Annotated in this window: 14 protein-coding genes; 9 read left to right on the top strand and 5 right to left on the bottom strand. The window is 61.8% G+C overall.

Features of this window, described 5'->3' with window-relative positions; genetic code table 11:
• Positions 1–86: 86 nt before the first annotated feature.
• Positions 87–1946: a sigma-54-dependent Fis family transcriptional regulator gene (locus HF257_RS27265; protein ID WP_185708919.1), complete on the bottom strand. Its 1860-nt coding sequence runs from the start codon at positions 1944–1946 to the stop codon at positions 87–89.
• Between the two features lie 297 nt (positions 1947–2243).
• On the opposite strand from HF257_RS27265, the gene HF257_RS27260 reads away from it, so the two are divergent.
• From HF257_RS27260 to HF257_RS27250, 3 genes are read left to right on the top strand one after another with little or no spacing between them, the layout of a single operon-like run.
• The gene (locus HF257_RS27260) at positions 2244–3221 is read left to right on the top strand and encodes a thiamine pyrophosphate-dependent dehydrogenase E1 component subunit alpha (protein ID WP_185708920.1); all 978 of its coding nucleotides are present in this window, start codon (positions 2244–2246) and stop codon (positions 3219–3221) included.
• 26 nt (positions 3222–3247) lie between these two features.
• Positions 3248–4267, top strand: coding sequence for an alpha-ketoacid dehydrogenase subunit beta (locus tag HF257_RS27255; protein ID WP_185708921.1), 1020 nt, complete (start codon positions 3248–3250; stop codon positions 4265–4267).
• Positions 4264–5367, top strand: a complete 1104-nt coding sequence (locus tag HF257_RS27250) for an acetoin dehydrogenase dihydrolipoyllysine-residue acetyltransferase subunit (RefSeq protein ID WP_185708922.1) — start codon at positions 4264–4266, stop codon at positions 5365–5367. Before HF257_RS27255 ends, HF257_RS27250 begins: the two co-directional genes overlap by 4 nt.
• Positions 5368–5482: 115 nt before the next feature.
• On the opposite strand, the gene HF257_RS27245 is transcribed toward HF257_RS27250, so the two are convergent.
• Positions 5483–6370: a helix-turn-helix domain-containing protein gene (locus HF257_RS27245; RefSeq protein ID WP_185708923.1), complete on the bottom strand. Its 888-nt coding sequence runs from the start codon at positions 6368–6370 to the stop codon at positions 5483–5485.
• A gap of 139 nt (positions 6371–6509) precedes the next feature.
• On the opposite strand from HF257_RS27245, the gene HF257_RS27240 reads away from it, so the two are divergent.
• Genes HF257_RS27240 through HF257_RS27225 form a run of 4 tightly spaced genes read left to right on the top strand, consistent with a single transcriptional unit; the run spans position 6510 to position 10738 of the window.
• Positions 6510–7868: a glutamine synthetase family protein gene (locus HF257_RS27240; protein ID WP_185708924.1), complete on the top strand. Its 1359-nt coding sequence runs from the start codon at positions 6510–6512 to the stop codon at positions 7866–7868.
• A 23-nt stretch (positions 7869–7891) separates the two neighbouring features.
• Positions 7892–8980, top strand: a complete 1089-nt coding sequence (locus HF257_RS27235; RefSeq protein ID WP_185708925.1) for a polyamine ABC transporter substrate-binding protein — start codon at positions 7892–7894, stop codon at positions 8978–8980.
• Positions 8977–10272, top strand: a complete 1296-nt coding sequence (locus HF257_RS27230; RefSeq protein ID WP_185708926.1) for an NAD(P)/FAD-dependent oxidoreductase — start codon at positions 8977–8979, stop codon at positions 10270–10272. Before HF257_RS27235 ends, HF257_RS27230 begins: the two co-directional genes overlap by 4 nt.
• A 55-nt stretch (positions 10273–10327) precedes the next feature.
• Complete coding sequence (locus tag HF257_RS27225; RefSeq protein ID WP_185708927.1) at positions 10328–10738, top strand: SRPBCC family protein; 411 nt, start codon at positions 10328–10330, stop codon at positions 10736–10738.
• A 138-nt stretch (positions 10739–10876) separates the two neighbouring features.
• On the opposite strand, the gene HF257_RS27220 is transcribed toward HF257_RS27225, so the two are convergent.
• Complete coding sequence (locus HF257_RS27220; RefSeq protein WP_185708928.1) at positions 10877–12271, bottom strand: sensor histidine kinase; 1395 nt, start codon at positions 12269–12271, stop codon at positions 10877–10879.
• On the bottom strand, positions 12249–12932 hold the full coding sequence (locus HF257_RS27215; protein ID WP_003219726.1) for a response regulator transcription factor: 684 nt from the start codon (positions 12930–12932) through the stop codon (positions 12249–12251). The genes HF257_RS27220 and HF257_RS27215 overlap by 23 nt, the downstream gene beginning before the upstream one ends.
• A gap of 401 nt (positions 12933–13333) precedes the next feature.
• Between HF257_RS27215 and HF257_RS27210 the strand changes: the two genes are divergently transcribed.
• Positions 13334–14227, top strand: a complete 894-nt coding sequence (locus HF257_RS27210) for a hypothetical protein (RefSeq protein ID WP_185708929.1) — start codon at positions 13334–13336, stop codon at positions 14225–14227.
• A 160-nt stretch (positions 14228–14387) separates the two neighbouring features.
• Here the strand turns inward: HF257_RS27210 and HF257_RS27205 are convergent, their stop codons facing one another.
• Complete coding sequence (locus HF257_RS27205; protein ID WP_185708930.1) at positions 14388–15626, bottom strand: multidrug effflux MFS transporter; 1239 nt, start codon at positions 15624–15626, stop codon at positions 14388–14390.
• A 92-nt stretch (positions 15627–15718) separates the two neighbouring features.
• On the opposite strand from HF257_RS27205, the gene pdxR reads away from it, so the two are divergent.
• Positions 15719–17140, top strand: coding sequence for a MocR-like pyridoxine biosynthesis transcription factor PdxR (gene pdxR, locus HF257_RS27200; protein ID WP_185708931.1), 1422 nt, complete (start codon positions 15719–15721; stop codon positions 17138–17140).
• The last annotated feature ends 3 nt before the right edge of the window (positions 17141–17143 follow it).

Raw genomic sequence — 17143 nt, 5'->3', positions numbered from 1 at the left:
GAATGCGGTGGGTCAGTCAAAGATGTTCTAACTGATCCACCGCATTCGCGAGCAAGCCCGCTCCCACAGTTTTTAACCGCGTTGTGTCAGTGCTTGTTGGGCATGTCGATACCCAGTTGGTTGACCCGGCGATACAGGGTTGCCCTGGAAATACCCAACGCCTGCGCCGTCGGCAACGGCTTCCAGCGATGGCGAATCAGTGCGTCGAGAACGACCTGGCGCTCCGGGCTCACGCTCTGTTCAACCAAAGCTTCCATCTGATTCCCGCGCACCTCCACCGGCAAATCCGCCACCTGTAGCGTGTCGCCTTCGCACACCGCGCAGGCATACGCCAGCACATGCCGCAGTTGCCGCACATTCCCCGGCCAGGCGTAGCCCAACAGCAACGCCAGCGCCGCCTGGCCGACACCCACCGACACCCCGCTATTGCGCGCCTCCTGCTCCAGCAAAAGGTTGATCAACGCCAGCTTGTCGGTACGCTCGCGCAACGGCGGCAGACAGAAGCGTGCGCAACCGAGGCGAAAGTAAAGGTCTTCACGAAAGCGGCCTTCGTTCACTAATACCGCCAAATCCCGATGGCTGGCGCTGATCACCTGGATATCCACCGTGCGGGTTTTCGCTGAACCCAGTGGTGCGACCTCACCTTCGGCCATCACCCGCAGCAGGCGGGTCTGCAAGGCCAACGGCATGTCGCCGATTTCATCGAGGAACAGGGTGCCGCCATCCGCTTGCAGCAACAGCCCCGGCATGCCTTTGCTGGACGCACCGGTAAAGGCCCCGGCCACGTAGCCGAACAGCTCGCTTTCGATAAGGTTCTCGGGGATGGCCGCGCAATTCACCGCCACAAACGGCCCCGCACGGCGGGCGCTGCGTTCATGCAACTGGCGGGCGAAGACTTCCTTGCCGGCGCCGGTTTCGCCTTGGACCAACACCGGCAGGTTACGGTCCTTGACCCGCACGGCCAGGCGCAGGTGTTCTTCCACGCGCGCATCCACCAAAGGCATTACCGCTGCCCGCGCCGGTTTGCGACGTGGCGCGTTGACCCGCACGTGCAAGGCCCCCGGTTCCCCCAGCCAATGCAGGTGCTGGGCGGATTGATCGGTGACGGCGCGCAAGGCATCCAGGTCGAATACCTCGCCGATGTGCTCCGGCACTTGGCCAAAACGCAGACGCAACGCCTGGCGCGCCTTGCTGTTCAAGGCCTGCAAGCGACCGTCCTGGTCCCAGGCCAGCAGTAGGTCCGGTTGGCTGTCGACAAAGCCTGGGGTGCTGTGGGCTTGCAGTACCCAATGCTGACGGGCGCTGTGCATGAAGAAGGCGTTTTCGATGGCCTCGGCACTCTGCGCCACCATCTGGCGCACCAGGTGTTGGCTGCGCCGGTCATCCGGGGACTTGAGCGCCGAAGCGTCCATCACCCCCAGCAAGTTGCCCTGTGGGTCGAATATTGGTGCGGCGGAGCAGGTCAGGCCAATGAACGCGGCACGAAAGTGATCGCGCTTGTGCACGGTCACGGCTGCCTTGCTGGTGAGTACGGTGGCCACGCCGCAGGTGCCTTCTTCGGCTTCCGACCAGCAGGTGCCGAGGTACAGGCCGGCTTTGCGGCAGTCGTTGCGAATGGCGGTGTCCACGCGGTGGTCGATGGTCTGGCCTTGGGCGTCGGTGAGCATCACGCAGTAGTCGGCCTGGCGCACGCGGTGGTGCAGTTGCCCGACCGCTTCACCGGCGATGCGCATGAACAGCTCGGCGCGCTCGCGGCATTCCTTGAGCAAGGGTTCGCTGAGGATGCGCGGTCCCTGCAGGGAGCCGGGGTCCAGGTGGTGTTGCTCCATGGAGCGCCGCCAGGAATCGAAAATCAGCGACGGCACCGGCGCCTGCGGCAGGCGATCGGCGTTGCGGACCACGCGACTGACGCAGTCGACGTGCTCTCTGGAGTTCGCGGCGAGCATAAGGCCTCCGGTTCTCGATCTTTGTTGTTATGCCCGCCATTAAGCGCGCATGCGTCGGGAGGGACAAGTGCAGCCTGACCAACTGCCAGCCTGAGACGCAGCGTCTCATTTGGCTTGAGACGCGGCCTGCGCGTTGCAATGCCCGGTCTCATTCTGCGATGGCCGCTCTGGTGCGGCAACCGCTCTGGATCAAGGTTTTTCCAGGTTTTTAAACACCTTGGCACAGGCTGTGCTGAAGGGGTTTTAGCTGAACACCCTCAGCCTTTTGTGTGTCGAGACAACCTGGAGAACAACAAGATGTCCACTCACCTGTCCACCGATCAATTGCTCCATGCCTACACCGTGATGCGCACCATCCGTGATTTCGAAGAACGCCTGCATGTGGAATTTGCCACCGGTGAGATCCCCGGTTTCGTGCACCTCTACGCGGGTCAGGAGGCGAGCGCCGCTGGGGTCATGGCCCACCTCAACGATGAAGATTGCATCGCCTCCAACCACCGTGGCCACGGCCATTGCATCGCCAAGGGCGTGGATGTGTTCGGCATGATGGCCGAGATCTACGGCAAGAAAACCGGCGTGTGCGGCGGCAAGGGCGGCTCCATGCACATCGCCGACCAGGAGAAGGGCATGCTCGGTGCCAACGGCATCGTCGGTGCTGGCGCGCCGCTGGCCGCAGGCGCGGCACTGGCGGCCAAGCTCAAGGGCAGCCAGGGCGTGGCCGTGGCGTTTTTTGGCGACGGCGGCTCCAACGAGGGCGCGGTATTCGAAGCCATGAACCTGGCCTCGATCATGAAACTGCCGTGCCTGTTCGTCGCCGAAAACAACGGCTATGCCGAGGCTACCGGCTCCGGTTGGTCCGTGGCGTGCAAGGACATCGCCGAGCGCGCGGTGGGCTTTGGCATGCCGGGGGTGATTGTCGATGGCAATGATTTCTTTGCCGTGCACGAGGCGCTTGGGGTTGCCGTTTCGAGGGCGCGCAAGGGTGAGGGGCCGACTCTGGTTGAAGTGAAGTTGAGCCGCTTCTACGGCCACTTTGAAGGCGACGCACAAACCTATCGCGGCCCCGATGAAGTGAAAAACCTGCGCGAAAGCGCCGACTGTCTGGCGCTGTTCCGCCAACGCTGCAACGCCGAAGGTTGGCTGGAGGCGGCGCAGTTCGAACGCATCGACAGCGAAGTCGCGCAGTTGATCGAAGACGCGGTGCGCCGCGCCAAGTCCGATCCCAAGCCCCAGGCCGCTGACCTGCTCAGTGACGTTTACGTCGCCTACCACTAAGAACAACAATATCCGGAGAGAATCCCATGGCTCGCAAAATCAGCTACCAGCAGGCAATCAACGAAGCGCTGGCCCAGGAAATGCGCCGTGACCAGAGCGTGTTCATCATCGGCCAGGACGTTTCCGGCGGCACCGGTTCCCCCGGCGAACAGGACGCCTGGGGCGGCGTGCTTGGCGTTACCAAGGGCCTTTACCCGCAATTTCCCGACCGCGTGCTGGACGCCCCGTTGTCCGAAGTTGGCTACGTGGGCATGGCCGTTGGCGCTGCTACCCGTGGCATGCGCCCCGTGTGCGAATTGATGTTCGTCGACTTTATCGGCTGCTGCCTCGACCAACTGCTCAACCAGGCGGCCAAGTTCCGCTACATGTTCGGCGGCAAGACCACCACACCGCTGGTGATCCGCGCCATGTACGGCGCCGGCCTGCGCGCGGCGGCCCAGCACTCGCAGATGCTCACCTCGATGTGGACACATATCCCGGGCCTCAAGGTCGTATGCCCGGCCACGCCGTATGACGCCAAGGGCATGCTGATCCAGGCGATTCGCGACAACGACCCGGTGATTTTCCTCGAACACAAGATGCTCTACAGCCTGCAAGGCGAGGTGCCGGAAGAGCTCTACACCGTCCCTTTTGGCGAAGCCAACTTCGTGCGCGAAGGCAAGGACGTGACCCTGGTGACCTACGGCCGCATGGTGCATATCGCCCTGGAAGCCGCCGCCAACCTGGCACGCCAGGGCATCGACTGCGAGGTGCTGGACCTGAGCACCACCAGCCCTCTAGACGAGGACAGCATCCTCGAAAGCGTGGAGAAAACCGGGCGCCTGGTGGTGATCGACGAGTCCAACCCACGCTGTTCCATTGCCACCGATATCAGCGCATTGGTGGCGCAGCAGGCGTTTTCTTCGCTGCGCGCGCCGATTGAAATGGTCACCGCGCCGCACACACCAGTGCCGTTTTCGGATGCATTGGAAGACCTGTACATCCCCAACGCCGCGAAGATCGAGGCCGCCGTGCTGAAGATCGCCGACAAGAGGAATGCCGCATGATCCATACCCTGACCATGCCCAAGTGGGGGCTGTCGATGACCGAGGGCCGCATCGATGTCTGGCTCAAGCAACCCGGCGACCGGGTGGAGAAGGGCGAGGAAATCGTGGATGTGGAGACCGACAAGATCTCCAGCAGTGTGGAGGCGCCGTTCAATGGGGTGCTGCGCCGGGTGTTGGCGCTGAGTGATGAAACGTTGCCGGTGGGAGCGTTGCTGGGCATCGTCGTAGAAGGTGACGCCAGCGAAGCGGAAATCGATGCAGTGATCGACAGTTTCAACGCCGGTTTTGTCGCCAATACGGCCGAGGCTGAAGCCAGCGGCCCGAGTGCGCAAAAAGTCGAGATTGGCGGGCGCCTGCTGCGCTATCTCGACTTGGGCGAAGGCGGTACACCGCTGGTACTGGTGCATGGCTTCGGTGGTGATTTGAACAACTGGCTGTTCAACCAACCGGCGCTGGCCGCCGAACGCCGGGTGATCGCCCTGGATTTACCGGGGCATGGCGAGTCGGGCAAGCACCTGCACAGCGGCGATGCCAAGGAACTGAGCCAGGCGGTATTGGACCTGCTCGACCACCTGAAACTGGAGCGCGTGCACTTGGCCGGGCATTCCATGGGCGGGCTGGTGTCGCTGACAGTAGCCGACCAGGCCCCCGCACGTGTGGCCTCACTGACCCTGATCGCTAGCGCTGGCCTGGGGGCGGATATCAATGGTGATTATCTGCAAGGGTTTGCCGAGGCCAATAACCGCAACGCCCTCAAGCCGCAGTTGACCCAACTGTTCAGCGACCCCGCGCTGGTGACGCGGCAGATGCTGGAGGACATGCTCAAGTTCAAGCGCTTGGAAGGCGTGGATCAGGCGCTGCGCCAGCTCAATATCGCGTTGTTTGACGGTGGGCAGCAGAAGGTGGATGTGCGCCACGTGGTGGGGCGCCAGCCGAGCCTGGTGATCTGGGGCAGTGACGATGCAATCATCCCGGTGCGGCATGTGCAGGGGTTGGAGGCGCAGGTGGAGGTGCTGCCGGGGCAGGGGCACATGGTGCAGTTGGAAGCGGCGGAGCAGGTCAACCAACTCATGGCGACTTTCCTCAAATCCCAGGCCTGATGGAGATCCAAATGTGGGAGCGGGCTTGCTCGCGAAAGCGATGTGTCAGTCGCTGAATGTGTATCTGGCCCACCGCATTCGCGAGCAAGCCCGCTCCCACATTTTTAACCGCGTTCTAACAGTGACGTTTCAGGGTTTCGCTGGGCAGTTCCTGGAACAGTGCCCGGTAACTGTTCGAAAACCGCCCCAAATGCCAGAACGACCAATTCATCGCCACCTCAGCCACCGTGGTATCGCTGGCCCCCAATAACTCCCGCCGCGCCCCATTCAGCCGGCGTAACCGCAACCACTGCGCCGGGCTCATCCCGGTGTAGGTCTTGAACCCCTGCTGCAATTGACGCAACGGCACACCGGCAATCTGTGCCAGCTCCAGCAGGTTGACGGTCTCGTCTGGCGCATCCGCTGCCCATTCGCCAATGCGCGCCATCAAACGGCGTTCTTCACTGCGCTTTTGCAATGAGCTGCGGTCCAGGCACACGCAGGCGTTGTCGAGGATAAACAGGCAGTCGTCGAGCAGTTGCTGGGTCAGGCTGGTGGGGTCGATCACGCTAGGCAGGCGCGTCAGCGTGCCACTGAGCCAACGGGTAAACAGCGAGTTCTGCTGGCAGCTCAGCGGCGCCATGAACAGGCCTTCGAGTTTCGCCACATCCAGCCCCTGGCGTTGCACGAACTGTGGGCCGAACACCACCGCCACTTCGCGGTAGTTTTCCGGGGTAATCCAGGTGTTGCGGCTTTCGCCATTGAGCATGTACAGCGCGTTGTCGCTGCCATCGAAGCAGAACGCCAGCGAGCCTGGCGGCGCGTTGAAGTGCTGCTCCACGCGGGTGTTCATGCACTCTTCGTACACGTGCACGCCTTGCAGGTCGAGGTAGCGGATCTGCCCGGCAAAATGCCCCGGGGACATCTGCTGGTATTGCTGCACCCAACCGGGTGTCGCACTGCATTGGGCGGCCACATCACCGGTGGTGAAGGCCTGTACGCGCAAAGCGGTTGCCTGTGTCATGGGTGATCCGTGCGCACTCTATTGGTGCGTTGTGGTTCGTGCAAAGTGGATAGATGCCGTTCGAAGGCCGGCCCAAGATAGACCTCAATGCGCCGGGAGCACAAGCCGGCGCACGTATCCCACCCATGACGAGGTCCTTATGAACGCCCCCTTCGATCAGCTGTCCGCCTGGCTGAAAGAACACAAGATTACCGAAGTCGAATGCGTGATCAGTGATTTGACTGGCATCGCACGCGGCAAGATTGCGCCCACCAACAAGTTCCTGCATGAGCGAGGCATGCGCCTGCCGGAAAGTGTGCTGCTGCAAACGGTGACCGGGGACTTTGTCGACGACGATATCTACTACGACCTGCTGGACCCGGCCGACATCGACATGATCTGCCGCCCGGTGTCCAACGCCACGTATGTGGTGCCTTGGGCCATCGAGCCGACTGCGATTGTGATCCACGACACCTTCGACAAGCAGGGCAACCCCATTGAGTTGTCGCCGCGCAACGTGCTGAAAAAAGTCCTGCAGCTGTACACCGACAAAGGCTGGCAGCCGATTGTCGCGCCGGAAATGGAGTTCTACCTGACCCAACGCTGCGAAGACCCGGACCTGCCGCTGAAAACCCCGGTAGGCCGTTCGGGCCGCGCTGAAACCGGTCGGCAGTCGTTCTCCATCGACGCCGCCAACGAGTTCGACCCACTGTTCGAAGACGTCTACGACTGGTGCGAAGCCCAGGGCCTGGACCTCGATACGCTGATCCACGAAGACGGACCGGCACAGATGGAGATCAACTTCCGCCACGGCGACGCCCTCGACCTGGCCGACCAGATCACCGTGTTCAAGCGCACCCTGCGTGAGGCCGCGCTCAAGCACAACGTGGCAGCTACCTTCATGGCCAAACCGGTGGCCGATGAGCCCGGCAGCGCCATGCACCTGCACCAGAGTGTGGTGGACATTGCCACCGGCAAGCCGGTGTTCGTCGATGCCGACGGCAAGATGAGCCCACTGTTCCTTAACCATATCGGCGGCTTGCAGAAGTACATTCCCAAGTTGCTGCCGATGTTTGCGCCCAATGTGAACTCGTTCCGCCGATTTCTGCCGGACACCTCGGCACCGGTCAACGTGGAGTGGGGCGAAGAAAACCGCACTGTCGGCCTGCGCGTGCCCACCTCCAGCCCCGATGCGATGCGCGTGGAAAACCGCCTGCCGGGCGCCGATGCCAATCCGTACTTGGCGATTGCCGCTAGTCTCCTGTGTGGCTACCTGGGAATGATCGAGCAGATCGAGCCGAGCGCACCGGTTGAAGGCCGTGCCTACGAACGCCGTAACCTGCGCCTGCCGATCACCATCGAGGACGCCTTGGCACGGATGGAGGAGTGCGACACGGTTAAGCAGTACCTGGGCGACAAGTTTGTGCGTGGCTACGTCGCGGTCAAACGCGCCGAGCATGAGAATTTCAAGCGGGTAATCAGTTCCTGGGAGCGTGAGTTCCTGCTGTTGAGCGTCTAAAAAAATCATAAAGGGGTGTTGATATGCGTCTCGTGAACAAGCTTCTCCCGCTGGCCCTGGTGGCCGCATTCAGCAGTACTAGCCAGGCGGCGCCGACGGTCAGTGTGTACAACTGGACCGATTACATCGGCGAAACCACCTTGGCCGACTTCCAGGCCAAGACCGGGATCAAGCCGATCTATGACGTGTTCGACTCCAACGAAACCCTGGAGGGCAAGTTGCTCGCCGGGCGCACCGGCTATGACGTGGTGGTGCCGTCCAACCACTTCCTGGCGCGCCAGGTGAAGGCCGGTGCGTTCCTCAAGCTCGACCGCTCGCAATTGCCCAACTTCAAGAACCTCGACCCCAAGCTGCTCAAGCTGCTGGAGAAAAACGACCCGGGCAACGCGCACTCGGTGCCTTACCTGTGGGGCACCAACGGCATTGGTTACAACGTCGACAAGGTCAAGCAAGTGCTGGGCATCGACCATATCGACTCGTGGGCAGTGCTGTTTGAACCGCAGAACATCAAGAAGCTTCACGAGTGCGGCGTAGCCTTCCTCGACTCAGCCGATGAGCTGTTCCCGGCGATCCTCAACTACATGGGCAAAGACCCGCGCAGCGAGAACCCCGAGGACTACAAACAGGCCGAGGCCAAGCTGCTGACACTGCGGCCTTACATCACCTACTTCCACTCGTCCAAGTACATTTCGGACTTGGCCAACGGTGATATCTGCGTGGCCTTCGGTTATTCCGGCGACGTGTTCCAGGCGGCCAACCGCGCCAAGGAAGCCAAGAACGGCGTGAATATCGCCTACTCGATTCCCAAGGAAGGCTCCAACCTGTGGTTCGACCTGCTGGCCATCCCGGCTGACGCGAGCAACCCGAAAGAAGCCCACGCATTCATCAACTACTTGCTGGACCCTGAGGTGATCGCCAAGGTCAGCGCCTCGGTGGGTTACGCCAACGCCAACCCGGCAGCCAAGGCCTTCATGGACCCGGAACTGGTGAACAACCCTGAGGTGTACCCGTCCCAGGAAGTGCTCGACAAACTTTACATTTCCACCACGCCCACACCGGCGACCATGCGCCTGATGACCCGCGCCTGGAGCAAAGTGAAGACCAACAAATGAACCCGTCCAGCGACCACGCCCGGTCCTATTACCGGGCGAGCGTCAACGCCATGCCGGAGCGCCCGTCACTGGGCGCTGATCTGAACGCCGATGTGTGTGTGATCGGCGGTGGGTTCACCGGGGTCAATACTGCCATTGAACTGGCCCAGCGCGGGCTGTCGGTGATCCTGCTGGAGGCCCGGCGCATCGGTTGGGGCGCCAGCGGGCGTAACGGCGGGCAGTTGATCCGCGGCATCGGCCACGATGTGTCGGGGTTCGCCAAATACGTCGGCGAGGAGGGCGTGCGTTATCTGGCGCGGGCTGGGATCGAGTCGGTGGCGGTGGTGGGTGAGCGTATTCGCGAACACGCTATCGACTGCGACCTGCGCTGGGGCTTTTGCGAACTGGCCAATACCCCGGCGCAGTTTGCGGCGTTCCAGGGCGAACAGGAACACCTGGCGGCCATGGGGTATGCCCATGACACCCGCCTGGTGGGTCCGCAGGATATGCAACAGGTCGTGGGCTCGACGATGTACGCCGGAGGGCTGGTGGACATGGGGTCCGGGCATTTGCACCCGTTGAACCTGGTGCTGGGCGAGGCGCAGGTGGCCGAGTCCCTTGGCGTGCGGATTTTCGAGCAGACCGAAGTGCTGGAACTGATCCATGGCGAAACCGTGCAAGTGCGTTGCGCCAGCGGCACAGTACGCGCCACTAGTCTGGTGCTGGCGTGCAATGCGCACCTTGAAGAACTGGAACCACGCCTGAGCGGCAAGGTGCTGCCAGCGGGCAGCTACATCATCGCCACCGAGCCGTTGCCGCAGGCATTGGCGAATGAACTGATCCCGCAAAACCTGGCGCTGTGCGACCAGAAAGTCGGCCTGGATTACTACCGCCTGTCCGCCGACCGCCGCCTGTTGTTTGGCGGCGCCTGTCATTATTCAGGGCGTGATCCGGCCGATATCGCCGCGTATATGCAGCCGAAAATGCTCAAAGTATTCCCGCAGTTGGCAGGTACCGAAATCGCGTTCCAGTGGGGCGGCAAGATCGGCATCACCGCCAACCGTTTCCCCCAGGTGGGGCGCTTGCAGCAGTACCCCAACGTGTTCTACGCCCAGGGTTACTCGGGTCACGGCTTGAACGTGACCCACTGGTGTGCACGCCTGCTGGCTGAGGCGATATATGCCGGGCACAGCCAGGGCTTGGATATTTTCAGCCAGGTGCCGCACATGACGTTTCCTGGCGGCAAGGCCTTGCGTTCACCGCTGCTGGCGTTGGGGATGTTGTGGTATCGGGTGCGGGAGTTGATGCATTGAGGCGCTGGGCGTGGCAGGCTGGGCGACGTTTTCCTATGACTTTTGGAGATTCAACGTGCCAACAGCATCCGCAGTAATTGAAATCCCGGTATCCGCCGACAAGGTCTGGGCATTGGTCGGCGGCTTCAACGACTTGCCTAAGTGGCTGCCGCTGATCGCCAAGAGCGAGCCGAGTGAAGGCGGGCGCCTGCGTCACCTGACGACCGCCGACGGTGGCGTGATCGTCGAGCGTTTGCAGACCTTTGATAACGTGGCGCGCACTTACAGCTACACCATCGAAGAATCACCGTTTCCGGTGAGTGCGTACCTGGCGACGTTGCAGGTTGAAGCGTTGACCGACTCGTCGGCGAAGGTGACCTGGTCCGGCGTGTTCACCCCGGTGGCGGGTGTGACGGATGAGGCGGTGGAAGAGCTGTTTGCCGGTGTCTACAGCGGCGGTGTTGCAGCACTGCGGGCGAACTTCTAACCCGCTCCGCCAGGCAATGCAGGTCCAATGTGGGAGCGGGCTTGCTCGCGAATGCGGTACATCAGTAACAGATTGGCTAACTGACACACCGCATTCGCGAGCAAGCCCGCTCCCACATTTTTTTGACCGAGGTGAACCTCAGGCCTCTGGCATCAGCTGCTGGCGGCATTCCAGCACCAGCCGCGCGCCCCCGCGCTCACTGGTACCCACATCCAACTTGAACCCGTGCAAGTTGATGATCGCCGCCACAATCGACAAACCCAATCCAAACCCGCCTTGCTGGTCGCTTTCATCCACGCGATAGAAACGCTGGAACACCGCGTTGCGTTCGGCAACCGGTATTCCCGGACCCGAGTCGTGCACCTCGATGCGCGTGCTGCCGGCGTCATTCACTGCCCGCAGGATCACCTCGCCCCCTGGTGGGGAGAACTTGATCGAGTTGCTCAACAGGTTCGCCAGCGCTTCGAACAACAATGCGCGGTCGCCGGTGATCCACGGCAGGGAGTCCGGGGTTTCGAGCACCAGGTGCAATTCGCCTTCTTCGGCCAGGGGCAGGTAGAAGTCATGCAGTTCGCGCAGCAGCGGCAACGGGTCCATCACCAGGAAGCCTGAGCGGCGCTGGTGGTCTTCCAGCTCCGAGATGCGCAGCAGCCCGCGAAAACGCGCCATCAGCGTGTCGGTTTCCGCAATCGCATCGTCCAGTTTCACCGCATAGCCCGAGTCCTCTTCAGCCTCCTGGCGAATACGGTAAAGCTGGGCCCGCAGGCGCGTCAGCGGTGTGCGCAGGTCGTGGGCGATGTTGTCGCACACGCCCTTGACCTCGTTCATCAGCTTTTCGATACGGTCGAGCATCGCGTTGACGATGGCCGCGAGCATGTCCAGCTCATCCCGCCGGTTCGACAACGGCAGGCGATGTGTCAGGTCGCCGGCGACGATGGCTTCGGCACTGGCTTGAATACCGCGAATCCGCCTTAACGGGCGGCGGCGCAACAAGTGCCAGCCAGCAGCACCGGGGATGATGGTCAACGACAGCGCCCACAACAACGCGTGCCAAATGATGCGGGTCACGCCAAACAGCGAGCCGTTGGCGCGTACCAGCACCAGCCAGCGGCCGTCGTCGGTGTGGGTGGCCACGGCGTCGCAGCTGTCTTTGGGCAGTTTGGGGTCGTCGGAGTCGACGCAATTGGCCAGGGCGTGGATCTTGCCGTCCAGCGGCAGGTCCGGTGGGATCGCGCGGATCGGCCCGCTCAGCGGCTTGAACTGCTCATCGAACAGCCCATAGGCGTCCACGCCTTTCATGTCGAAGGTCATGCTGGTGGTCAGCGCTTCAACCAGTTCCTCGCCGTCGAAGCGCTGGAACAAGTGCTGGCGCTGCATCAGGGAGTGGCGCGACAAGTCGCCCAGGTACCCGGAGACTTCGTAGTACAGCACCCCCATCAGGATGCAACTCCACGCCACGAACAACGAACTGTACAACGCCAGCAAGCGACTGCTGGAAGAGCGCCAGCCCTTAGAGGGGTTCAGCAATGACATAACCGGAACCTCGTACCGTACGGATCAGCGGCGTGAGGCCCGGTGGATCGATTTTCTTGCGCAGACGGCCGATGTGCACGTCGATCAGGTTGGTGCCAGGGTCGAAGTGATAGCCCCAGACTTCTTCGAAGATCATCATCCGCGACAGGATCTGCCCGGTGTTGCGCATCAGGAATTCCAGCAGTTTGTATTCGGTGGGCAGCAGGCTCAGGGGCTGCTCGGCACGGCTGGCTTCACGGCTGATCAGGTTCAGTTCCAGGTCAGCCACGCGCAGCGCGGTTTCGAACTCCTTGACGGTGCTTTTGCGCCGCAGCAGCACTTCTACGCGCGCCGCCATTTCATCGGAGGCGAAGGGTTTGGTGAGGTAGTCATCACCGCCGGCACGCAGGCCGCGTACGCGCTCGTCCACGTCGGAGAGGGCGCTGATCATCAGGATCGGCGTGGATACGCCAATGGTGCGCAACGTGGTGACGATGGCCAGGCCATCGAGTTCCGGGAGCATGCGGTCGAGGGTGATCAGGTCGTAGTCGCCACTCACGGCACGGACCAGGCCTTCGCGGCCGTTGTCTACCCAATCTACGTCCAGTCCATGGCTACTCAGCTCGGCGACGATCTCGCGGGCTGTTACGGCGTCATCCTCGATGGTCAAAATACGGGTCATAGGATTACCTGGTGAGCGATTCACACTGAAAGTGAGGGCATTTTGCCAAGAAATGCCTGAATGCTTCCTAAATTAAACTTCATCTTGGCAAAACCAACACAAATTTCTGCTGCGCTGCCCCTACGCGTATGCCCAAACGCTTGTAGTGAGCGGGCTTGCCCCGCGCTGGGGGGCAAGCCCGCTCACTACAAGATCCGTCATTGGGCCTTTGCTATGGGTCAGGGAATGCAGAACGCCCGCTCATAACAGTCATTTCTTGCAAGTTGCATGGTCCTAGGAAGTTCAACTTATTTAACCTGTTGAAATACAAGAAGATTTAATTTTATGGCGACTGGCATGGTGCCTGCACTGTCCCTTCCGAGACTTGTAACATCATTTTTCCTGCCGGGAGCACAACAACAATGATCACATCCTCATCCACGCTACAAGAGTCGAGCACGCTCTCCGGGGTTTCCTGGGGGGCGATTTTTGCCGGTGCCGCTGCGGCGGCTGCGTTGTCCTTGATTCTGGTGCTGCTGGGTTTCGGCCTGGGTTTCTCGGCGGTGTCGCCGTGGGCCGACAGCGGTATCAGTGCCAAGGGCTTGGGCATTTCCACGATTATCTGGCTGGCGTTTACCCAGATTGTTGCATCGGGGCTGGGCGGTTACATCGCCGGTCGGTTGCGGGTGAAGTGGGCCAATATGCATGGTGATGAGGTGTATTTTCGCGATACCGCCCACGGCTTCCTGGCCTGGGCCGTGGCGACGTTGGTGACGGCGGTTCTGGTAGTTGGCTCCGTCAGCAGTGTAGTCGGTGGTGGGGTGAAAGCCGGAGCCAGCGTGGCGTCGGGTGCAGCCCAGGCCGTGGGCAGTGCTGCACAGGGCGTGAAAGGCGATGACTTCGGCTATTACGTCGACAGCCTGTTCCGCGATGACCGCCCGGTTGCCGTCAGCGATGACGCGGCGCACGGCGTGGTTGCACGTATCTTCACCCGCACCTTGGCCAACGACGGCCAGTTGGCGCCTGAAGACCGTACCTACCTGGCCCAGTTGATCAGCCAGCGCACCAACCTTAGCCAGGCGGACGCCGAAGCGCGTATCGACAAGGTCTACGGCGATGCCCGTAAAGCAATCGAAGACGCGAAGCTCAAAGCCAAGCAGGCCGCCGACGCGGCTGCGAAGGTCGCTGCGTATGCCTCGCTGTGGACCTTCATTAGCCTGCTGATCGGTGCGTTCTTCGCCAGCTTCGCTGCAACTTATGGTGGTCGTCGTCGGGATGCAGTGGTGTATGTCGAAACCGAACACTTCGTACGTTAATTCAAGGCCTCTTAATTCAAGGAAATCACCATGCGCTCAATACTGCTTTTTTTCCTCGGTGTACCTATCCCAGTCATCATCCTGATCGCGATCTTCATGCACTAAACCTGAGCTTGGCCCGTTCCCCTGTGGGAGCGGGCTTGCTCGCGAAGGCAGTGTGTCAGCCACCGGATGCATCGACTGGCACGCCGCTTTCGCGAGCAAGCCCGCTCTCACTTTTGGTTGTGTGGAGGGTCAGCCAACTGGTCGCTAGCAACGCACTCGCCGATGCAGTCATGATGATCAATGGCGTGAACGTACCATCCGACAACATCCCCGTCGCCCAACTGCTCAGCGCCGTCAAAAACATCTGGATGAAAAAGAACAACCCCGACGCCGTCCCCGCAATCGCGCCGTAGGGCTGCAACACCGCCAACTGGCAGGCCGGAATCACCATCCCCACCGACACCATGATCACCACCATCGGCAGCACAATCGCCAGCCATTGGCTCGGCAACACTGCGGTGGCCGCAGCAAGTGTCAGGTTGCCCAGCACGTTCAGCGCGATAGCGCCTGCAATCAACCGATCCGGCTCGAACCGCAGCACCAGGCGGCGAAATATGTTCGCGCCGAGCATGTAGCCGCTGATGGTCGCCGCAAATACCAGTGCGTAGGCCGTGGGTGAGAGATGAAAACCGCGCTGCAGCAGTGCCGACGACTCGGCGATAAACGGAAAGTACGTGCTGTAGACGCAGCCGATTGCCAGCGAGTAGCGCAGGAAATAACGGTCACGCAGAAGTTGCCTGTAAATGTGCAGTAGATTGCTCGGCGGCGCTGCGGCGACTTGCGGTGGGCGCGTTTCAGGCAGCCGACGATACACCACCAGGTACAGCCCCGCGCCCACAATCCCCAGCACCACAAATAGCCCGCGCCAGTTGATCAACGGCAGCATCAGACTCCCCAGTACCGGCGCGGCCATGGGGGAGACGGCCATGGCCATGGAGATCAGCCCCAGCAAGCGTGCCTGTTCGTGACGATCGAAATAGTCGCGCACGATCACCCGGCCAATCACCGTGGTGCAGCAACCGCCCAAGGCCTGGAACAGGCGGGCAATGATCAGGACCGGCAAGCTTTCGGCCAAGGCGCAGGCCACCGTGGCCACGACATACAGAAACAGCCCTGTCAGCAACACCGGACGGCGGCCAAACCGGTCGGTGAGTGGGCCGGCCACCAGCAGTGAAATGGCCGAACCTACGGTGTACAGCGTGAGGGTCAGTTGCAGTTGGCTGTCGCTGCTGTGCAAGTAGTCGGCCATGGCCGGTAGGGCTGGCAAGTGCAGGTCCAGGGTGATGCGCGGCAGGGCGATCAGCAGGGTCAGCAGCACCAGCCAGAAACCGGAAGTAAGGGCGCGTTGGGTCATGGGGCGTTCCTTCGCAAGGGGTAGGGCTCGAACTCTAGTGGCTTTGTGGTTTAATCCTTAGAGCCACTTAAGCCTGAGTTGACTAGACCACTATGAGTCGAGGAAAAGCCCCATCCGCCCTGGACTTGCCACGGCCCGATAGTCTGGACGCCGGCAAACAGCAGGGCGCCTATGAAGCCTTGCGTGCTGCCATCCTCGATCGACAGTTGCCGGCGGGCAGTCGCTTGCCGTCCACTCGCAGCCTGGCCGAACGCTGGTTGGTGTCCCGTGGCACGCTGGAAGCCGCGTACGACCGCCTGCACAGCGAAGGGTATGTGCAGCGGGTGGCGGGCTCCGGCACGCGGGTGTGTGCGGTGATCCCCGAACAATTCATCGCTGCCCCGGTGGCTTCGGTCATGGTGCGCCGCCCAGTAGAACCTGACCCTCCCTCTGCGGGTGTACAAAGCCATGTGCCCTTTGTCGCACGGCGCCCGGATGCCAGCTTGTTCGACCTCAAAGCCTGGGCGCGTTGTATCTCGCGCGGCTTGCTTGCCGTGGGGCCAGGTGTCTTGGAGGCGAACTATTTCGCAGGCCTGCCGGATCTGCGCGAGCACATCGCCGAATACCTGCGCAGCTATCGCGGCCTGCGCTGCGAAGCCGACGAGGTGATCATCACCACGGGTATCCGTCATGCCCTTGACTTGATCGCCCGTACCTTGCTCAAGCCTGGCGACACCGCCTGTGTGGAAGACCCGGGCTACCTGCCGGCCCGTCGTTTGTTCGCGCTGGCAGGTGCGCATATCCAGGCAATCCCGGTCTGCGCCGAAGGCCTGGACACTGCCCAGCTTCCAGACACGGCACGCCTGGCCTACGTCACCCCGGCACACCAGGCGCCGCTGGGCATGACGCTGTCGGTGTCCCGTCGCCTGGCGCTGCTGGACTGGGCTGCCCGCGCCGATGCGTGGGTGGTCGAAGACGATTACGACAGTGAATACAACTACAACACCGCGCCGCTGGCCGCACTTAAATCCCTGGATCACGCCGACCGGGTGATTTACTGCGGCAGCTTCAACAAGAACCTGTTCCCCGGTCTGCGCGTGGGCTTCATGGTGGTGCCGAAGGGGCTGCGTCGGTCGCTGCTGCGCACGTTGCAACTCACTGGGCATTCGGTGGGGGCGAGTGATCAGTTGGGGTTGGCGGAGTTTCTGCGCAGTGGCGCTTTTGTGCGTCACCTGCGCGCGTCGCGCCAGGCCTATGAGGCACGCCGCGATGCGTTGCTCGCGTGCCTGCCGCAAAACTGCGCAGTCAGCGGCCAGCAGGCGGGTTTGCATTTCGTGTTGTGGTTGCCGCCCGGCGTTACGGAGGGCGATTTCTGCGAGCGTGCTGCCGCAGTCGGCTTGACGTTGCAGCCGTTGGGCAAGTTTTGCACCCAGGTGAGCCTGCCCCCGGCGGTGATCATCGGCTACACCGCGCTGACCCTGGCGCAGATCCGTTATCACGGTCGAGTTCTCACGCAATTGTTAATAGCGGCTTAACAC

The sequence above is a fragment of the Pseudomonas cremoris genome (genome assembly GCF_014230465.1).
This window is presented reverse-complemented; position numbering and strand designations above follow the sequence as displayed.

What these genes read in the sequence shown, in the direction of transcription:
- HF257_RS27235 (WP_185708925.1), top strand. Translation starts at nt 7,892, where the DNA reads ATGCGTCTCGTGAACAAGCTTCTCCCGCTGGCCCTGGTGGCCGCATTC.
- HF257_RS27255 (WP_185708921.1), top strand. Translation starts at nt 3,248, where the DNA reads ATGGCTCGCAAAATCAGCTACCAGCAGGCAATCAACGAAGCGCTGGCC.
- HF257_RS27250 (WP_185708922.1), top strand. Translation starts at nt 4,264, where the DNA reads ATGATCCATACCCTGACCATGCCCAAGTGGGGGCTGTCGATGACCGAG.
- HF257_RS27205 (WP_185708930.1), bottom strand. Translation starts at nt 15,626, where the DNA reads ATGACCCAACGCGCCCTTACTTCCGGTTTCTGGCTGGTGCTGCTGACC.
- HF257_RS27240 (WP_185708924.1), top strand. Translation starts at nt 6,510, where the DNA reads ATGAACGCCCCCTTCGATCAGCTGTCCGCCTGGCTGAAAGAACACAAG.
- HF257_RS27245 (WP_185708923.1), bottom strand. Translation starts at nt 6,370, where the DNA reads ATGACACAGGCAACCGCTTTGCGCGTACAGGCCTTCACCACCGGTGAT.
- HF257_RS27265 (WP_185708919.1), bottom strand. Translation starts at nt 1,946, where the DNA reads ATGCTCGCCGCGAACTCCAGAGAGCACGTCGACTGCGTCAGTCGCGTG.
- HF257_RS27210 (WP_185708929.1), top strand. Translation starts at nt 13,334, where the DNA reads ATGATCACATCCTCATCCACGCTACAAGAGTCGAGCACGCTCTCCGGG.
- HF257_RS27260 (WP_185708920.1), top strand. Translation starts at nt 2,244, where the DNA reads ATGTCCACTCACCTGTCCACCGATCAATTGCTCCATGCCTACACCGTG.
- HF257_RS27220 (WP_185708928.1), bottom strand. Translation starts at nt 12,271, where the DNA reads ATGTCATTGCTGAACCCCTCTAAGGGCTGGCGCTCTTCCAGCAGTCGC.
- HF257_RS27215 (WP_003219726.1), bottom strand. Translation starts at nt 12,932, where the DNA reads ATGACCCGTATTTTGACCATCGAGGATGACGCCGTAACAGCCCGCGAG.
- HF257_RS27230 (WP_185708926.1), top strand. Translation starts at nt 8,977, where the DNA reads ATGAACCCGTCCAGCGACCACGCCCGGTCCTATTACCGGGCGAGCGTC.
- pdxR (WP_185708931.1), top strand. Translation starts at nt 15,719, where the DNA reads ATGAGTCGAGGAAAAGCCCCATCCGCCCTGGACTTGCCACGGCCCGAT.